General features: G+C 63.3%; 14 protein-coding genes and 1 tRNA gene. 4 read left to right on the top strand and 11 right to left on the bottom strand.

The window, feature by feature from the left end; all coding sequences use genetic code 11:
- Positions 1–239: 239 nt before the first annotated feature.
- The 4 genes from clpX to WN72_RS27090 form a co-directional block, all read right to left on the bottom strand.
- The gene (clpX, locus tag WN72_RS27075; RefSeq protein ID WP_008547851.1) at positions 240–1,511 is read right to left on the bottom strand and encodes an ATP-dependent Clp protease ATP-binding subunit ClpX; all 1,272 of its coding nucleotides are present in this window, start codon (positions 1,509–1,511) and stop codon (positions 240–242) included.
- A 461-nt stretch (positions 1,512–1,972) separates the two neighbouring features.
- Entirely contained in the window at positions 1,973–2,608 is a 636-nt protein-coding gene (locus tag WN72_RS27080; protein WP_027559514.1) for an ATP-dependent Clp protease proteolytic subunit, read from the bottom strand.
- A gap of 276 nt (positions 2,609–2,884) precedes the next feature.
- Positions 2,885–4,246, bottom strand: a complete 1,362-nt coding sequence (gene tig / locus WN72_RS27085; RefSeq protein WP_027559515.1) for a trigger factor — start codon at positions 4,244–4,246, stop codon at positions 2,885–2,887.
- A 175-nt stretch (positions 4,247–4,421) separates the two neighbouring features.
- A tRNA-Leu gene (locus WN72_RS27090) sits at positions 4,422–4,506 on the bottom strand.
- Positions 4,507–4,659: 153 nt separating this feature from the next.
- On the opposite strand from WN72_RS27090, the gene WN72_RS27095 reads away from it, so the two are divergent.
- Complete coding sequence (locus WN72_RS27095; RefSeq protein WP_092213928.1) at positions 4,660–5,988, top strand: multicopper oxidase family protein; 1,329 nt, start codon at positions 4,660–4,662, stop codon at positions 5,986–5,988.
- A 100-nt stretch (positions 5,989–6,088) separates the two neighbouring features.
- On the opposite strand, the gene WN72_RS27100 is transcribed toward WN72_RS27095, so the two are convergent.
- Positions 6,089–7,588, bottom strand: a complete 1,500-nt coding sequence (locus tag WN72_RS27100; RefSeq protein ID WP_027559518.1) for a bifunctional ADP-dependent NAD(P)H-hydrate dehydratase/NAD(P)H-hydrate epimerase — start codon at positions 7,586–7,588, stop codon at positions 6,089–6,091.
- A 381-nt stretch (positions 7,589–7,969) separates the two neighbouring features.
- On the opposite strand from WN72_RS27100, the gene WN72_RS27105 reads away from it, so the two are divergent.
- Positions 7,970–8,308, top strand: coding sequence for a P-II family nitrogen regulator (locus WN72_RS27105; protein WP_007603495.1), 339 nt, complete (start codon positions 7,970–7,972; stop codon positions 8,306–8,308).
- A 150-nt stretch (positions 8,309–8,458) separates the two neighbouring features.
- A complete protein-coding gene (gene glnA, locus WN72_RS27110) occupies positions 8,459–9,868 on the top strand; it encodes a type I glutamate--ammonia ligase (protein WP_014494828.1) in 1,410 nt (469 codons plus the stop codon).
- 91 nt (positions 9,869–9,959) lie between these two features.
- Here the strand turns inward: glnA and WN72_RS27115 are convergent, their stop codons facing one another.
- The 3 genes from WN72_RS27115 to WN72_RS27125 form a co-directional block, all read right to left on the bottom strand.
- Positions 9,960–10,721 carry a slipin family protein gene (locus WN72_RS27115; RefSeq protein ID WP_027559519.1) on the bottom strand — a complete coding sequence of 254 codons (762 nt, stop codon included), beginning with the start codon at positions 10,719–10,721 and terminating at the stop codon, positions 9,960–9,962.
- Complete coding sequence (locus WN72_RS27120; RefSeq protein ID WP_092213926.1) at positions 10,718–12,127, bottom strand: NfeD family protein; 1,410 nt, start codon at positions 12,125–12,127, stop codon at positions 10,718–10,720. The genes WN72_RS27115 and WN72_RS27120 overlap by 4 nt, the downstream gene beginning before the upstream one ends.
- A gap of 159 nt (positions 12,128–12,286) precedes the next feature.
- Positions 12,287–12,544, bottom strand: coding sequence for a tautomerase family protein (locus WN72_RS27125; protein ID WP_092213924.1), 258 nt, complete (start codon positions 12,542–12,544; stop codon positions 12,287–12,289).
- Positions 12,545–12,695: 151 nt separating this feature from the next.
- Between WN72_RS27125 and WN72_RS27130 the strand changes: the two genes are divergently transcribed.
- Positions 12,696–13,715 (top strand): GlxA family transcriptional regulator, encoded by a 1,020-nt coding sequence (locus WN72_RS27130; RefSeq protein WP_092213922.1) that lies wholly within the window; start codon positions 12,696–12,698, stop codon positions 13,713–13,715.
- Here the strand turns inward: WN72_RS27130 and WN72_RS27135 are convergent.
- The 3 genes from WN72_RS27135 to WN72_RS27145 form a co-directional block, all read right to left on the bottom strand.
- On the bottom strand, positions 13,703–14,038 hold the full coding sequence (locus WN72_RS27135) for a hypothetical protein (RefSeq protein ID WP_167380689.1): 336 nt from the start codon (positions 14,036–14,038) through the stop codon (positions 13,703–13,705). The genes WN72_RS27130 and WN72_RS27135 overlap by 13 nt on opposite strands.
- Before the next feature lie 15 nt (positions 14,039–14,053).
- Positions 14,054–15,118 carry a hypothetical protein gene (locus WN72_RS27140; protein WP_143130559.1) on the bottom strand — a complete coding sequence of 355 codons (1,065 nt, stop codon included), beginning with the start codon at positions 15,116–15,118 and terminating at the stop codon, positions 14,054–14,056.
- Positions 15,119–15,238: 120 nt separating this feature from the next.
- The gene (locus WN72_RS27145) at positions 15,239–15,844 is read right to left on the bottom strand and encodes a hypothetical protein (protein WP_167380717.1); all 606 of its coding nucleotides are present in this window, start codon (positions 15,842–15,844) and stop codon (positions 15,239–15,241) included.
- Between the last annotated feature and the right edge of the window lie 15 nt (positions 15,845–15,859).

Below are 15,859 nucleotides of genomic sequence, written 5' to 3' on the forward strand. Positions count from 1 at the left end.
GCCGGTCTACCATTCGCAGGTTGGACCAGGCTTGCCGGATCGGAACAGCGGCGAATCTTGAACGGAATTCTCGCTCGCCGCCGACATTAGGTGGCTATCGACCCGGGGGGTGTCAAGTCATTGAAATACGCGCGCCATCAGGCGCTTACGCACACCGGTAAGCGACGCAACACGGGCTGCGGAGAAGCATTCCGCAGCCCTCAACTGATAAGACGTTCGGAGCGTTCCAGCGCCGCAATTTAGGCGCTGGCGTTCTCGACCGCGCGATCGGAGCGATCGGCGTAGATGTAGAGCGGACGGGCCGTGCCTTCCACGACTTCGCGCGAAATCACGACTTCTTCCACACCTTCCAGGCCCGGCAGGTCGAACATGGTCTCGAGCAGGATCGCCTCGAGGATCGAGCGCAGGCCGCGCGCGCCGGTCTTGCGCTCGATGGCCTTGCGGGCAACCGCGCCGAGCGCCTCATCGGCGAAGGTGAGCTCGATGTTCTCCATCTCGAACAGCCGCTGGTACTGTTTCACCAGCGCGTTCTTCGGCTCGGTCAGGATCTTCTTCAGCGAGGTCTCGTCGAGGTCCTCGAGCGTCGCCACGACGGGCAGACGGCCGACGAATTCGGGGATGAGGCCGTACTTGAGGAGGTCCTCAGGCTCGACGTGACGGAAGATCTCGCCGGTCCGGCGGTCCTCCGGCGCGAGCACCTGGGCACCGAAGCCGATCGAGGTCGACCGACCGCGCGCCGAGATGATCTTCTCGAGGCCGGCGAACGCGCCGCCGCAGATGAACAGGATGTTGGTGGTATCCACCTGCAGGAATTCCTGCTGCGGATGCTTACGGCCGCCCTGCGGCGGGACCGAAGCCACCGTGCCTTCCATGATCTTGAGCAGCGCCTGCTGCACGCCCTCACCCGACACATCACGCGTGATCGAGGGGTTGTCGGACTTGCGGCTGATCTTGTCGATTTCGTCGATGTAGACGATGCCGCGCTGGGCGCGCTCGACATTGTAGTCGGCGGCCTGGAGCAGCTTCAGGATGATGTTCTCGACGTCCTCACCGACATAGCCGGCTTCGGTCAGCGTGGTCGCATCCGCCATCGTGAACGGCACGTCCAGGATCCGGGCGAGCGTCTGCGCGAGCAGCGTCTTGCCCGAGCCGGTCGGACCGATCAGCAGGATGTTCGACTTCGCGAGCTCGACGTCGTTGTGCTTGGTCTGGTGGTTGAGGCGCTTGTAGTGGTTGTGCACCGCGACCGACAGGACCTTCTTCGCATGGCTCTGGCCGATCACGTAGTCGTCCAGCACCTTGCAGATTTCCTTCGGCGTCGGAATGCCGTCACGCGACTTCACGAGCGAGGACTTGTTCTCCTCGCGGATGATGTCCATGCAGAGCTCGACGCACTCGTCGCAGATGAAGACCGTGGGACCCGCGATCAGTTTGCGGACTTCGTGCTGGCTCTTGCCGCAGAACGAGCAATATAGCGTGTTCTTGGAGTCGCTCGTGCCAACCTTACTCATTCATGTCTCCGTCCGCGGTTCGATCGTCTCGCTCGATCGCTCCATCCCGGCACGAATGGCCGGTATGAAGTTCAAATAGAGCAAATTCCGTACCAAAAAAGACCCTACGCGTTACATCCCGTGCGAATCACGGTCACTCGATTCTCCCGCGATCATAGCCGATCATGCGTAGCCAACCATGCTGTCACCCGACTATCAAGAATTCGCTAATCGGGGGCCGCCGGCTACCCGTGACAATACCGTGATTTCCGGTCTTGGCACGAGCGAAGTGATGGAAATCACCCCGGCGTTGCTGGATTGCCACGAAAAACAAGCACGAAAGCGGAACTTTGTGCCCATCGCAGCGCGCAAACGGCGTTTTTTGCGACGCGCACAGACGTCCGTAACGTCAACACCGCCTTGACGGTGTCCCGCGATCCCCGGGGTATTCACCCAGGGATCGCCACTGCAGCCCAGTAGTGTTACGGGGCCTTCGCCGGCGCCGGCTCTTCGGCGCGCTTGTCGATGACCTTGTCGACCAGGCCGAACTCCTTGGCGTCGTTCGCGGTCAGGAACTTGTCGCGCTCCAGCGCGTCCTCGATCGACTTGTAGGTCTGGCCGGTGTGCTTCACGTAGATCTCGTTGAGCCGCTTCTTCAGGTTCAGGATCTCCTGGGCGTGCAGCATGATGTCGGTGGCCTGACCCTGGAAGCCGCCGGAGGGCTGATGCACCATGATGCGCGCGTTCGGCAGCGAGAAGCGCATGTCCTTCTCGCCGGCGGCGAGCAGAAGCGAGCCCATCGAGGCCGCCTGGCCGGTGCAGAGCGTGGAGACCGGCGGACGGATGAACTGCATGGTGTCGTAGATCGCAAGGCCCGACGTCACCACGCCGCCCGGCGAGTTGATGTACATCGAGATTTCCTTCTTCGGATTTTCTGCCTCGAGGAACAACAGCTGCGCGACGATCAGCGTCGACATGCCGTCCTCGACCGGACCAGTCACGAAGATGATGCGCTCCTTCAGAAGGCGCGAGAAAATGTCGTAGGCGCGCTCGCCACGGTTGGTCTGCTCGACCACCATGGGCACGAGGTTCATGTAGGTTTCAACCGGATCGCGCATGAGTCACCTAGGGTTTTTGAGAGGCGGACATCGCCAGTCTTGGCCGCCAGTTTTGGCTGGATGTGCCGGAAGGCAGATGGACGTCCCGTGATGCAGGAACTTTCGTAGAAGAGCTAGCGACAGATATAGCCCAATTCGTGCCAGACAAGTCCTGAACGAATTAAGGCTTAATCGATCAGGCCGTTGAAGCTGATTCGCATAAAGAGGCCCAGCCGGCCATCTGGCTAGCTGGGCTCCTTCGCTGATCATCCTTAATAGAAGGCTGTTTCAAAGCTTTCAGGCGGCGGTCTTTTCCGCCTCGTCGTCCTTGTAGAGGTCCTCGCGCGAGACCTTCTTCTCGGTCACGTTGGCGAGCTCGAGGATGAAGTCGACGACCTTGTCCTCATAGATCGGTGCACGAAGCTGGGCCAACGCCTGGGCGTTGTTGCGGTAAAAATCCCAGACTTCCTTTTCGCGGCCCGGCATCTGGCGGGCACGCTCGATCACGGCGCGGCCGACCTCGTCGTCGGTCACGGTGATCTTGTTCTTCTCGCCGATCTCGGAGAGCACGAGGCCCAGCCGAACGCGGCGGTCGGCGATCTTGTGGTACTCTTCCTTCGCCTTCTCCTCAGTGGTGTCCTCGTCGGCAAAGGTCTTGCCGGCGGAGTCCATCTCGGCCTTGACCGAGTTCCACATCAGATTGAACTCCTCCTCGACGAGCGACGGGGGAGCCTCGAAGCGATGCGCCTCGTCGAGCCGGTCGAGCAGCGCGCGCTTGACGCGCTGGCGCGTCGCGGTCGCGAACTCGGCAGCCAGACGCTCGCGCGCGGCTTCCTTCAGCTTGTCGAGCGATTCAAGGCCGAGCGTCTTGGCGAACTCGTCGTCGACCGCGAGATCCTGCGGCGACTCGATCAGGGTCGCGGTGGTCTCGAACTCGGCCGGCTGTCCAGCGAGCTTGTCGTTCATGTAGTTCTTCGGGAACGACACCTTCAGCGTGCGGGTCTCATTGGCACCGATGCCGATGAGCTGCTCCTCGAAGCCGGGGATGAAGGTGTTGGATCCGATCAGCACCTGGATGCCCTCGCCGGTGCCGCCCTCGAACGCTTCGCCGCTGATGGTGCCCTTGAAGTTGATCGTAACGCGGTCGCCTGAGGCGGCCTTGGCGCCCTCGCCCTTCGCTGCATAGGTGCGGTTGGAATCGGCGATGCGCTTGATCGCCTCGTCGACGTCGGCATCGGAGACCTCGGCGACGGGCTTCTCGACCTGGAAGCTCTTGAAGTCGGCGAGCGCGATCGACGGCACAACCTCGATCGCGACCGTGTAGGTCAGATCGGTCTTGCCGTTCAGCAGCTCCTCGACCTCGGCCTGCTCGGTCGGCATGGTGATCTTCGGCTCGGTCGCAAGGCGGAAGCCGCGCTCGGAGAACAGCTGCGTGTTGGTGTCGCGGATGGTCTGGTCGATGGTCTCGGCCATCACCGAACGGCCATAGACCTTCTTGAGGTGCGTGACCGGCACCTTGCCGGGACGGAAGCCGTTGATGCGGACCTTGTCCTTGAGGTCGACGAGCTTGGCGCCGGCCTTGGCGTCGAGATCAGACGCGGGAACGCTGATCTTGAACTCGTGCTTCAAACCTTCCGAGAGGGTTTCTGTGACCTGCATGGCGTCCAATCTTCTTTTCGCTCGGTCCCGGCACATTGCGCGTCGGGACGCTGTCATTAATCGATCCGGCGCGAGGCGAATGCCTCAACGCCGGTGGTTCATCGAACCGGCCTCCGGCGGACAAAACGTCCACGAGAAGCAGGTCCTCGTAATCCGTGCAAACGCGAGAAGCGCTTGGTGCGGGCGGAGGGACTCGAACCCCCACAACTTTCGTCACTGGAACCTAAATCCAGCGCGTCTACCAGTTCCGCCACGCCCGCGTGAATTTGCATCAAGACCGGCCGCGATGCCGCGGGCGGCCGGGCTTATAACATGTGCCTGACTGTTCGCAGCAAAAAAATGGCCCGATGGAGGCAAGCTTTACGTAGGCACGATGGCTGGACTTATCCAGCGCGGCATGGTCCGGATCGCGCATGAAAACGCGGATATCTGCCCCCGATCGGCGCGACGTTTTGGCCGGGCTTGGCGCCTCAATTGGCGTCTCCCTCGGCGCCTCGGCGGCCGGGTTGATCGCCGGCGGCGCGGGCCCGCTCATGACCGCCCAGCTCGCCCTTCAGGCCAGGGCGGCAACGCTGGCTCTCAGGCCGGGACAGCCGCCTACACCAATCTGGGAGCTTGCCGCCGTAAGCCACCTTGGCGACGTCCGTCTCAAGCGTTTCGACGGCTGCCAGGTGGTGTTCCGGAACGACCTGCCTGTGCCGCTTGCGCCAGTCTGGTACGGCCTCAATGCCCCGACCGGGGCCGATCCGCTCCGGGGCCGCGCGCCGGCGGCACCGGACACGACAGAAACATCAGTTATTCCAATACCTAATGCGGGAACCCTGCTGGCCGACTTCCGGCTCTTCGAGGATGTCCAGAAGCAGCCCGCACGCCCGCTTCCGATCATCGCCACCGAGTCGAGCCGGGTCGCCGTCGATCGTGACGTGGTCCTCCTGATCGAGGAATGGCGCCTGCGGCCGGACGGGACTGCGCTTCCGCCGGGCCGAGAGGCGGACGGCACGACGCCTCTCTATACGATGAATGGAATGGCTTCATTCGAACTCTCAGCTGCGGCCGGCGAGCGGCTACGGCTGCGCTTTATCAACGGCTCCCAACGTTCTGTTCTGGCGATCAAATTGGAAAGCCATGAGGTCCGGGTCATGGCCCTGGACGGGCAGCCGGCCGAGCCGTTCCCGGCGCGCAACGGCGCCCTCGTGCTGGCCCCCGGCGGACGCGCCGACGCGTTTGTGGATACGGCCGCATCGGCCGCGTTCCTGCTGCATGATGGCAAAGAGGCACGCCAAGTGGGCAGCCTCAAGATATCAGGCCAACTGGACCGGCGAGCGCCGCTGTCATCGCCACAGCCCCTGCCGCCAAACGATCTCCCCGAGAAGCTCGATCTGAAGGGCGCCCTGCGGTTCGATGTCGCGCTCGGAGCGGCCGAGGCCGGCTGGATCAAGCCTGCAAACTTCTCGACCGCCTCGGCACCCGCCTTCCGCGCCAAGACCGGCCGCACCGTCGTGCTGGCCCTGAAGAACCCCGCCCCCATCACGACCGTCTTCCACCTGCACGGCCATCCCTTCCGCCTGCTCGACAAGCTCGACGACGGCTGGAAGCCTTACTGGCTCGACACGCTCGCCATCGAGCCCGGCCAGACCCAGCGCATCGCCTTCGCCGCGACCTCGCCCGGACGATGGCTGCTCGAATCCGTCGCGACCGACTGGGCCGCGCCGCGGCTGGTGCGGTGGTACGGGGTGGAATGAGCCCTTCGTAGGATGGGTAGAGCGCAGCGAAACCCCTCGCCTTCGCGGCGAGATTTCAGATGATGGGTTTCGCTTCGCTCTACCCATCCTACCCGGCAGCTCAGTACTCCACCCCCAGCGCATTATAGATCCGCCGGTGCACGGCCGGCAGCGTCTCGGTCAGATCCTCCGCGATCAGGCCGGGCCCCGCCTCGCTGGCCGCCTCGCCATGCATCCAGACGCCGATGCTGGCGGCTTCGAAGGCCGGCACACCCTGCGCTAAGAGCCCGGCGATGATGCCGGCGAGCACGTCGCCGGCGCCGGCGGTGGCGAGCCAGGGTGGCGCGTTGGCAGCGATCGTGGCGCGGCCGTCGGGCGCGGCGATCGTGGTGTCCGGGCCCTTGAGGAGCACGACTGCGCCGGAGCGTTCGGCGGCGGCGCGCACGCGTTCGAGCTTGGAGCGGCCCGGATGCTTGTTGCTGAGATCGGAGAACAGGCGCGGGAATTCGCCCTCGTGCGGCGTCAGCACCACCGCATTGTCCTGCGAGGTTTTGATCGATTCGAACAGCCGCTCGGGATTCGCCGCAAAGCTGGTCAGCGCATCGGCGTCCAGCACCAGATGCCGCTGCGCGCTCAGCGCGGTGTGGACGAGATCGCAGGTGCGATCGCCGATTCCAGCGCCGGGACCGATCATGCAGGTGTTGTAGCGCTGGTCGCCGAGCAGCTCGCCGAACTCGATCGCGGTGTCGACGGGGCGGACCATCACCGCGGTCAGCGCGCTCGCGTTGATCGCGAGTGCGTCGCGCGGCGTTGCCAGCGTGACGAGGCCTGCACCGGCGCGCAGCGCCCCGCGCGCGGCGAGCCGTGCGGCGCCGGTCGCGGCCGCATCGCCCGAGACCGCCAGCACATGGCCGCGTGCATATTTGTGGCCGTCGATGCGCGGCACCGGAAAGGCTGCGCCCCAGAAGTCGGGATCGTTCTCGAAGACTTGCGGCCTGATCTCGTCCAGCACCGGCGCCTCGATGCCGATGTCGGCGAGGCGCACGCGGCCGCAATGCATCCGGCCCGGGAGCAACAGATGTGCAGGCTTCTTGCGGAAGAAGGTGACGGTCTCGGTGGCGTTGACCGCCACGCCCAGCACGGCGGCGCTGGTGCCGTTGATGCCGCTCGGCAGATCGACGGCGAGCACCGGGGCGCCGTTGGCGTTGATCGCCTCGATCATCTCGCGCGCCTCGCCCTCGACGGGCCGGCTGAGGCCGGCGCCGAACAGCGCGTCGATGATCAGCGCGGGTCTTCCGATCGCCTGCGGATTGAACGGCAGCACCGGATGCTTCCAGCCGCGCGCGGCAGAGGCGGCATCGCCCTGGAGCTGGTCGCGCTCGCACATCAGGATCACCGAGACCTCTCGCCCCTGCGCGGCGAGCTCGGCGGCTGCGACAAACCCGTCACCGCCATTGTTGCCGGGGCCGGCCACGATCAGGATCGGCCCCTCCTCCACCAGCGCATTGGCGGCCTCGGCGACCGCCTGCCCCGCGCTGAGCATCAGCTTGAAGCCGGGCGTGCCCGCGGCGATGCTGAGCTGGTCAGCGCGCTGCATTTCGGCGTTGGTCAGTACTTCCATGCCACTTCCCTGGTACAAACGCCTCTTCAACAGGCATCTTTCGTGCCGATCGGACGCCGGGAACACCTGTCTGCACACATATTGAACCGTTTGCCTATTTCATAGTCTTCGGTATTTTGGGTCGGTCGGCGCCACCTATCAGAGATGCTCGTTAAAAGGCTGATAACGCTCCAATAATCAGGGCATTTGCAACTTGGCATAGACCCTGCTTTCGAGGAAGCCGCTTCGGTTTGTCGTGCTCACTGGCATTTATCAGGGTGTGGCCGGCCGTTGTTGCCGGACTGGTCAGGGATCCCGGCATAGCGAAGACACGATCGTGCGTGAGAAAAGCGCATCCTGACGAAGACGTTGCTATTTGATCGAAAGGCCGGGAGGCGCGCAGTGAAGAAAATCGAAGCCATCATCAAGCCATTCAAGCTCGACGAGGTGAAGGAAGCGCTTCAGGAAGTCGGCCTTCAAGGCATCACCGTCACCGAGGCCAAGGGCTTCGGCCGGCAGAAGGGTCATGCCGAGCTTTACCGCGGCGCAGAATACATCGTCGACTTCCTGCCCAAAGTGAAGATCGAGATCGTGATCGGCGACGATCTGGTCGAGCGCGCGATCGACGCGATCCGCCGCGCCGCGCAGACCGGCCGCATCGGCGACGGAAAAATCTTCGTCTCCAACATCGAAGAGGCGATCCGCATCCGGACCGGCGAATCCGGGCTGGACGCTATCTGAGCCGGGTGCTATCCCGAATTTTGCGACACTCTGAAAGAAAAAAGGCTGCTTCGGCGGCCTGATTTCGTTTGTGCGGTTGCTCGAACTCGCCGAAAGCGAGAACAAATCTGCTCACCTGGAAACCGACCCGCAGAGCCAAAAGGGGTATGCATGAAGACCGCCAAAGACGTCCTGAAATCGATCAAGGACAACGACGTCAAATACGTCGACCTGCGCTTCACCGATCCGCGCGGCAAATGGCAGCATGTGACGTTCGACGTCAGCATGATCGATGAGGACATTTTCGCCGAAGGGACGATGTTCGACGGCTCCTCGATCGCCGGCTGGAAGGCGATCAATGAATCCGACATGTGCCTGATGCCCGATCCGGTCACCGCGACGATCGATCCGTTCTTCGCCGAAACCACGATGGTTATCACCTGCGACGTGCTCGAGCCGACCACCGGCGAGCCCTACAACCGCGACCCCCGCGGCATCGCCAAGAAGGCGGAAGCCATGGTGAAGTCGATGGGCGTGGGCGACAGCGTGTTCGTCGGCCCCGAGGCCGAGTTCTTCGTGTTCGACGACGTGCGCTTCTCCTCCTCCCCCTACAACACCGGTTTCCGCCTCGACTCCTCGGAGCTGCCGACCAACACCGACACGGAATATGAGGGCGGCAATCTCGGCCACCGCATCCGCACCAAGGCGGGCTACTTCCCCGTCCCGCCGCAGGACTCCGTGCAGGACATGCGCTCCGAGATGCTCGGTGCCATGGCCAAGATGGGCGTCAAGGTCGAGAAGCATCACCACGAGGTCGCTTCCGCCCAGCACGAGTTGGGCATGAAGTTCGACACGCTGACGCTGATGGCCGACCACCTGCAGATCTACAAGTACTGCATCCACCAGGTCGCGCATATCTACGGCAAGACGGCCACCTTCATGCCGAAGCCGGTCTATGGCGACAACGGCTCGGGCATGCACGTGCACCAGTCGATCTGGAAGGACGGCAAGCCGGTGTTCGCCGGCAACAAGTACGCCGACCTGTCGGAGACCTGCCTCCACTACATCGGCGGCATCATCAAGCACGCCAAGGCGATCAACGCCTTCACCAACCCGTCGACCAACTCCTACAAGCGTCTGGTCCCGGGCTATGAGGCCCCGGTGCTGCTGGCCTATTCCGCACGCAACCGCTCGGCCTCCTGCCGCATCCCCTACACCGCTTCACCGAAGGCCAAGCGTGTCGAGGTGCGCTTCCCCGATCCGCTTGCCAATCCCTATCTCGGCTTCGCCGCGATGCTGATGGCCGGCCTCGACGGCATCAAGAACAAGATCGATCCGGGTCCGGCGATGGACAAGGACCTCTACGACCTGCCGAAGGAAGAGCTGAAGCAGATCCCGACGGTGTGCGGCTCGCTCCGCGAGGCGCTGGAAAACCTCGACAAGGACCGCGGCTTCCTCAAGAACGGCGGCGTGTTCGACGACGACTTCATCGACGCCTATATCGAGCTGAAGATGACCGAAGTCGAGCGCTTCGAAATGACCCCGCACCCGGTCGAGTTCGACATGTACTATTCGGGCTAAGCGGCTCGAACTCTACACGACAAGCAAAAGGCGCTCCGAGAGGAGCGCCTTTTCGTTTGGCATTGTCGTCATCGCCACGTCGCGCTTTTGGCTACGGGTTGTCGCGCCGCGGCAAGAAATGGTCGAGCAAGCCCGTCGGCAGCGGAAAAACGACGGTCGACGACCGTTCGCCCGCGATGTCGTGCAGAGCCGCGAAGTAACGCAGCTGCATCGCCTGAGGCTCCTGCGCGAGAATCCGGCCGGCCTCGACCAGCTTTTCGGCCGCCTGCTGCTCACCCATTGCATTGATCACCTTGGCCCGCCGCAAGCGCTCCGCTTCGGCCTGTTTGGCAATCGCGCGCACCATGGTTTCGTTGATATCGACGTCCTTGATCTCTATGCCGGTGACCTTGATGCCCCAGACGTCAGTCTGCTTGTCGAGAATCTCCTGGATGTCGGCGTTCAACCTGTCGCGCTCGGCAAGCATCTCGTCGAGCTCGTGCTTGCCGAGCACCGAGCGCAACGTGGTCTGGGCGAGCTGGCTGGTGGCTGCCATGTAATCGCCGACCTTGATGATAGCGCGCTCGGGGTCGACGATGCGGAAGTAAAGAACGGCGTTGACCTTGACGGAGACGTTGTCCCGCGAAATCACGTCCTGCGGCGGCACGACCTGCACCATCACCCTTAGATCGACCTTGACGAGTTGCTGCACGATCGGAACGAGGAGGATGAGGCCCGGGCCCTTCACGCCGGTAAAGCGCCCGAGCGTAAAGATGACGCCACGCTCGTATTCGCGCAGGATTCGAATGGCTTGGGATAGAAACATGATGACCAGCAGCGCGAGCACCGCATAGGTCAGATATTCCAGCATCATGATGGACCTCCCTCGCCGGTTCGGGCTGATGCGCGCCGTATCAGCAGCGTCAAATCGATGACGTTGGCGACCTCGACCCTCTCTCCGGGCTTGAAGGTTTCGGCGCCGCGCGCCTGCCAACGCTCACCGTGGGCGAAGACATGACCCTCGCTCCCGCTCCAATCGAGAACTTCGGCGGGTAAGCCTCGCATGGCCTGCGCACCGACCCGTTCGGGAGCTTTGGCGGCGCGCCGAAGCGAACCAAGCACGACGAGCACAAAACCTACGAACACAGCCGCGGTGGTGCCGATCACCCACCACGACAGCTGGTAGCCAGGCGCCTCGCCCCTGAAGAGCATCAGGGCTCCCAGCACGAAAGCGACGATCCCTCCCAAACCGATCACCACGGTCGGGTTGAAGGCTTCGACGGTGAGAAGCACGAGTCCCACCAACATCAGGGCGAGTCCGGCGTAATTGACCGGCAGCAGATTGAGCGCATAGAGGCCGATCAGCAGGCAGATCGCGCCGACGACTCCCGGGGCGACTGCACCGGGAGATATGAACTCGAAGATCACGCCGTAGATGCCGACCATCAGGAGAATGAACGCCACGTTCGGATCGGTGATGACCGCCAGGAAGCGGGATATCCGTCCGGGGTCGATGGCTTCAACGACAGCATCCTTGGTCACGAGGCGCTGCGTCTTGCCGCCTGCAACCTCCACCTCACGGCCATCGAGCTGTCTCAGCAATTCAGCCTGATCGCGCGCGACGAGATCGATGGCATGAGCCGCCAGCGCGCCGTTGGCGGAAAGTGTGGCAGCCTCACGGACCGCCTTCTCCGCCCACTCCGCATTGCGGCCACGCAGCTCCGCAAGGCTGCGGATGAAGGCAACCGCATCATTGGTCGCCTTTGCCGTCATTGGATCCTTGAGCTGATCCTTGCTTTGATCCTTGGGCTCGCTCTGCTGGTCACCGTCCTTCTTGTCCTTGCCACCCTTGTCCGGCGCACCGCCCAGCGGCCCGCCAATCTGCACCGGCGTCGCGGCACCAATGTTGGTGCCTGGCGCCATCGCCGCAATGTGGGTCGCATAAAGGATATAGGTCCCCGCGCTCGCCGCGTGGGCGCCAGAGGGAGCAACGTAACCGACGACAGGAATCGGCGAGGCCAGCACATCGGCGATGATCTCGCGCATGCTGGAATTGAGACCGCCGGGAGTATTCATTCTCAGAAGCACGACCTCGGCGCGACGTTCGCTTGCCTTGGCCAAAGCCTCCTTCACGTAGCTGGCCGACGCAGGGCCAATGGCCCCGTCGATCGAAACTATCAATGCAAGGCGGCTGTTCTCCTCCGCTGGGCTGGGACGGAGGCCGCAGATCAAAGCCACGACGCCAATCGCCGCAACGAGGGCCGCCTTCATGGTCTGCACGGCAGTGCTCCCTTGCAGAGCATATGGTGCGCGTCTTGCGAACCTCAATGTGGCCGCGTGCAGACCATCGTCGTGATTGTGCGATGCAATGGAATAGCCCTGCACACAAGGCAGTGGCGGACCATGCCTTTGGCTGATCCGCCCCTGCATTCTGCACCGCTACGGCCGCCGGACCCGCACCCCGTCCGCCCCGATCGCACCGAACGTGCCGGCGATGATCTCGCTCGTCAGCGGCGTGCCGCCGAGCGACCAGTGCGCGGGCTCCTGCTCCTCGATCCTGACCCAGACGTTGCGGCGGAAGTCCGGACTGCCCTGCCCTTCGACCTCGACCATCAGGTCGGTGATGCGCTCGAGCAGCGCCTTCTTCTGCGCGGCGTCCAGGATGCCGCGGACGGTGGAAATCGTGATATATGGCATGTCTCTCTCCAATCATGTGGTGTGACGACGGCGCGAGATTGGACCTGCCCCCGCCAACACGGCAGTGGCGGACAAGCCAGAGATCGGGCAATTTCCGCCAGCTGGCCGCCGTTCCGGTCGGATAAGGTGGGCGCACTTGCCTGGAGACGTCATGAAGCTCGCGGTTCTCGCACTGGACGGCTGCATGCATTCGGCGATTGCCGGCATCGCCGACATCCTCGCGCTCGCCAATCACGTGATGCAGCAGAGCGGCGCAAGATCGCGCTTCGCCCTTCAGACGCTCTCGCTCGACGGCAAACCGGTGCGCGCCGGCGGCGGACAGATGGTCGCGGTCGATGGCGCGGTCGGCAAACGCGGCCGCTTCGATGCGATCCTCGTCCCCGGCAACCTCGTCGATCACGTCACGGCCGAGCGGCTCCAGCCACAATATGCCCGTGCAGGAGCCTGGCTGCGGCAGCAGCATGCAAGCGGCCGGCTGATCGGCGCCTTTTGCAGCGGCGTGTTCGTCCTGGCCGGATCCGGCCTGCTCGACAATCGTCGCGCCACCATCACCTGGTGGCTGCAAAGCGAGCTACGGCAGCGCCATCCCGCGATCGACCTCGCACCCGACGCCGTCATCACCGTTGCCGACCGCATCGTCTGTGCGGCCGGACCGATGTCCTGGGTCGATCTCCTGCTAAGGCTGATCGAGATGGTCGAGGGCAAGGAGATCGCCAAATTATGCGCGGACTACGTCGTCATCGACACCGCGCAGCGCACCCAATCGATCTTCATGCCCGTCGGCTACCTGCTGTCGCAGGACCCGCTGCTGACCAAGGCGGACCTGCTGGTTCGCCGCAGCGGCAAGAGCCCGATGACGGTCAGGCGCCTCGCCGAGGCGCTCGGCCTCAGCGAACGCACGCTGAACCGGAAGTTCCAGGCGCTCACGCGCGAGCCGCCGCAGGCCTTCATCACGCGCCGCCGCGTCGAGCACGCGCGCACGCTGCTGGAGACGACGATGCAGCCGGTCAAGACTATCGCGCGTGCGGCCGGCTATGAGGACGAGAGCAGTTTTCGCAAGGCCTTCCGCAAGCTGACCCTGATGTCGCCGCAGGCCTATCGGGCACGGCGGATGGAGCGAGCGGACCTGTCGCAGGATCGGCGGGTCGCCGCCGCCTCCTACAATTCGTGATCATCATCGGGAAATGGCGGGACCTGGGGGACCTTCCTCGCACGTCTGGCGACCGGTGCTCTCGGAGCGGGCCGACCCAACTCGAAATCGTCATCAGGAAACGGCGGGACCTGCGGGACCTTCTTCTTTCCACCACGGCCGCTCCTCCTAGCCTTCTTCGGGGCCTTCGAGGACTTCTTCTTTGACGCCTTCCTCTTCAACGCTTTCCTCTTTGACGCTTTCCTCTTTGACGCTTTCTTTTTCGACGCCTTCTTCTTCGAAGCTTTCTTCGACGCCTTGCTCTTGACAGCGCCCTTCTTCGATCTCGACGTTGATCTTGCCATGGACAGCCTCCTTGATCAGCGAGCCGGTATGAGTTGAAGTTCGCGACTCTTGAGCTGGTCAATCGCCCAGACGGCGTACTTCTCAGCCAGCGTCGTGGTCACCGCGGTGACGCGATTGCCGACGGTGATGGGCGCGCCTGTCGTGGCATTCCGCGACGCAACTGCCGGGACACCCACCTCCCGCGAGAAGACGTAGGATCGAATTGCAGCGACTTCCGTGACCGAACTCGGCAGGATCGCCAGCCCAATCGTGACCTGGTGAACATCCGAACGCCGCGCGGTCCCAGTGATCGAAGCGTCGGCCACCTGGAATCCGGCGCTGACCGGCGTGAACGTCACCATCGGCGTCGCCGTAGCGTCGAGCGTCGTTGTGAACGTCAACTTGTCGGCCATGTTGGGAGCATTGCTGCCGCCCGGATTGTCCTTGTCTCCCGCCAGATTGCCAAAATAAGTCAGTTCGAGAAAAGTCCGCACGGACTTGTCCACGCCGATGCGGCCGGCGATGGGATAGACGTAGTTTGCCTGGGTGACGATGAAACCCTCGCAATAGCGCTGTTTCCGTACCTGCCCCGGCCTGTTCAGAGTCCTCATCAGGAAATCGAAGGTGTCGCTAATGGTGAAGGTCCGCTCGTTGCTGCGCTGGCGGTTTGCGTTGCCGCCGAGGCCGAGATTGAATCTCTGTGTCCACGGTCCGATCGTGTTGATGGTCGTGCCGAGGTTGTTGTCCTCGGTCATCGTGAGATCGAAATTGTAGGCGATCGCAGCCGAATAAATCACGTTGAACGCGTGCCGCACCGCCTCATATTGGGGCCCCCGAAACACCGCGGGCGTGAAATCGGCGATGGATTCCGGATCGTCCTGATATCGCTGCAAGACGTCCTGGGCGATCTTGTCGTCGTGCCTCGCCAGGGCATCGAGCCGTTCGAGAACGACCGACTTGATCGCCTCGCGCGCCTCGCAGCGGATCTGCCTCACGATGTGATAGGTGTTCACGCCGGTGACATCCTCCGGCGCCGGATGGATCGAGCAGCCCTGCAACAGAGCTGCGGCAAGGCACGCTGCAAAAATACGAACACTCATGCGCCGGCCCCCACGCCCAAGACGCAAAAAATAGTCACACCATATAGTTGGCACTGCGCACTTGCCACACTATCGCGGCAGTTGCAGCTAAGAATAGGCGCTACCTTATCCCGGATTTTGCTATCTGTCCGGAAAATTCACGCCAATCTCCGTCACCACAGGCGCCCATTTCACCAGAGTCGCGTTGTCGGAGGGCGCCTTCACGCCATCACCCAGCAACGACTTGGGCGCGGCGGATTTCTTGTCGAAGCGGATCGTGACGGTGCAGCCGCCTTGCAGCGGGCGGCCGAGCGCCCCGCCCTTCCAGTCGGTGACGAAGCCGCCATAGTCCCATTCGAAACCACTGACGAGGAACGGCTTACCGTTGGCCTTCTGCACGTCGGCAAGGCTCGATCCGATCGTGACGCCATTGACGCTCCAGAGGCTGGTCTTGCCTGCGTCGCGCAATGTCAGGCCGGAGGCGCGCATGGCCTTGTCGTCGGTGAAGGCGATTTCGATGCGGCGGTCCCTCGCCTTCGGAAACAGCACGAGGCCTTTGTACTTCTCGCCCTCGGCGCCCGGCAGGTCCTGCACCACGGCTTCCTTGCCAAAGCGCTGCTTCAGGGTTCGCTCGGTATCGTCGGGCGCAACGGGCGAAGCGCAGGTGATCGGGCCTTCCCGCGGCGGCGTGGTTTGGGCGAATGCAGGGGACGCGAGCAGGACAAAGGCGGCGGCCGTGTGGCGCATCATCGGGGTGCAATT

The sequence above is a fragment of the Bradyrhizobium arachidis genome (assembly GCF_015291705.1).
Lineage (GTDB): Bacteria > Pseudomonadota > Alphaproteobacteria > Rhizobiales > Xanthobacteraceae > Bradyrhizobium > Bradyrhizobium arachidis.

Coding starts and splice junctions, on each gene's coding strand:
- WN72_RS27125 (WP_092213924.1), bottom strand. CDS start 12,544: ATGCCATATATCACGATTTCCACCGTCCGCGGCATCCTGGACGCCGCG.
- WN72_RS27130 (WP_092213922.1), top strand. CDS start 12,696: ATGAAGCTCGCGGTTCTCGCACTGGACGGCTGCATGCATTCGGCGATT.
- tig (WP_027559515.1), bottom strand. CDS start 4,246: ATGCAGGTCACAGAAACCCTCTCGGAAGGTTTGAAGCACGAGTTCAAG.
- WN72_RS27140 (WP_143130559.1), bottom strand. CDS start 15,118: ATGAGTGTTCGTATTTTTGCAGCGTGCCTTGCCGCAGCTCTGTTGCAG.
- clpX (WP_008547851.1), bottom strand. CDS start 1,511: ATGAGTAAGGTTGGCACGAGCGACTCCAAGAACACGCTATATTGCTCG.
- WN72_RS27115 (WP_027559519.1), bottom strand. CDS start 10,721: ATGATGCTGGAATATCTGACCTATGCGGTGCTCGCGCTGCTGGTCATC.
- WN72_RS27145 (WP_167380717.1), bottom strand. CDS start 15,844: ATGCGCCACACGGCCGCCGCCTTTGTCCTGCTCGCGTCCCCTGCATTC.
- WN72_RS27135 (WP_167380689.1), bottom strand. CDS start 14,038: ATGGCAAGATCAACGTCGAGATCGAAGAAGGGCGCTGTCAAGAGCAAG.
- glnA (WP_014494828.1), top strand. CDS start 8,459: ATGAAGACCGCCAAAGACGTCCTGAAATCGATCAAGGACAACGACGTC.
- WN72_RS27080 (WP_027559514.1), bottom strand. CDS start 2,608: ATGCGCGATCCGGTTGAAACCTACATGAACCTCGTGCCCATGGTGGTC.
- WN72_RS27100 (WP_027559518.1), bottom strand. CDS start 7,588: ATGGAAGTACTGACCAACGCCGAAATGCAGCGCGCTGACCAGCTCAGC.
- WN72_RS27095 (WP_092213928.1), top strand. CDS start 4,660: ATGAAAACGCGGATATCTGCCCCCGATCGGCGCGACGTTTTGGCCGGG.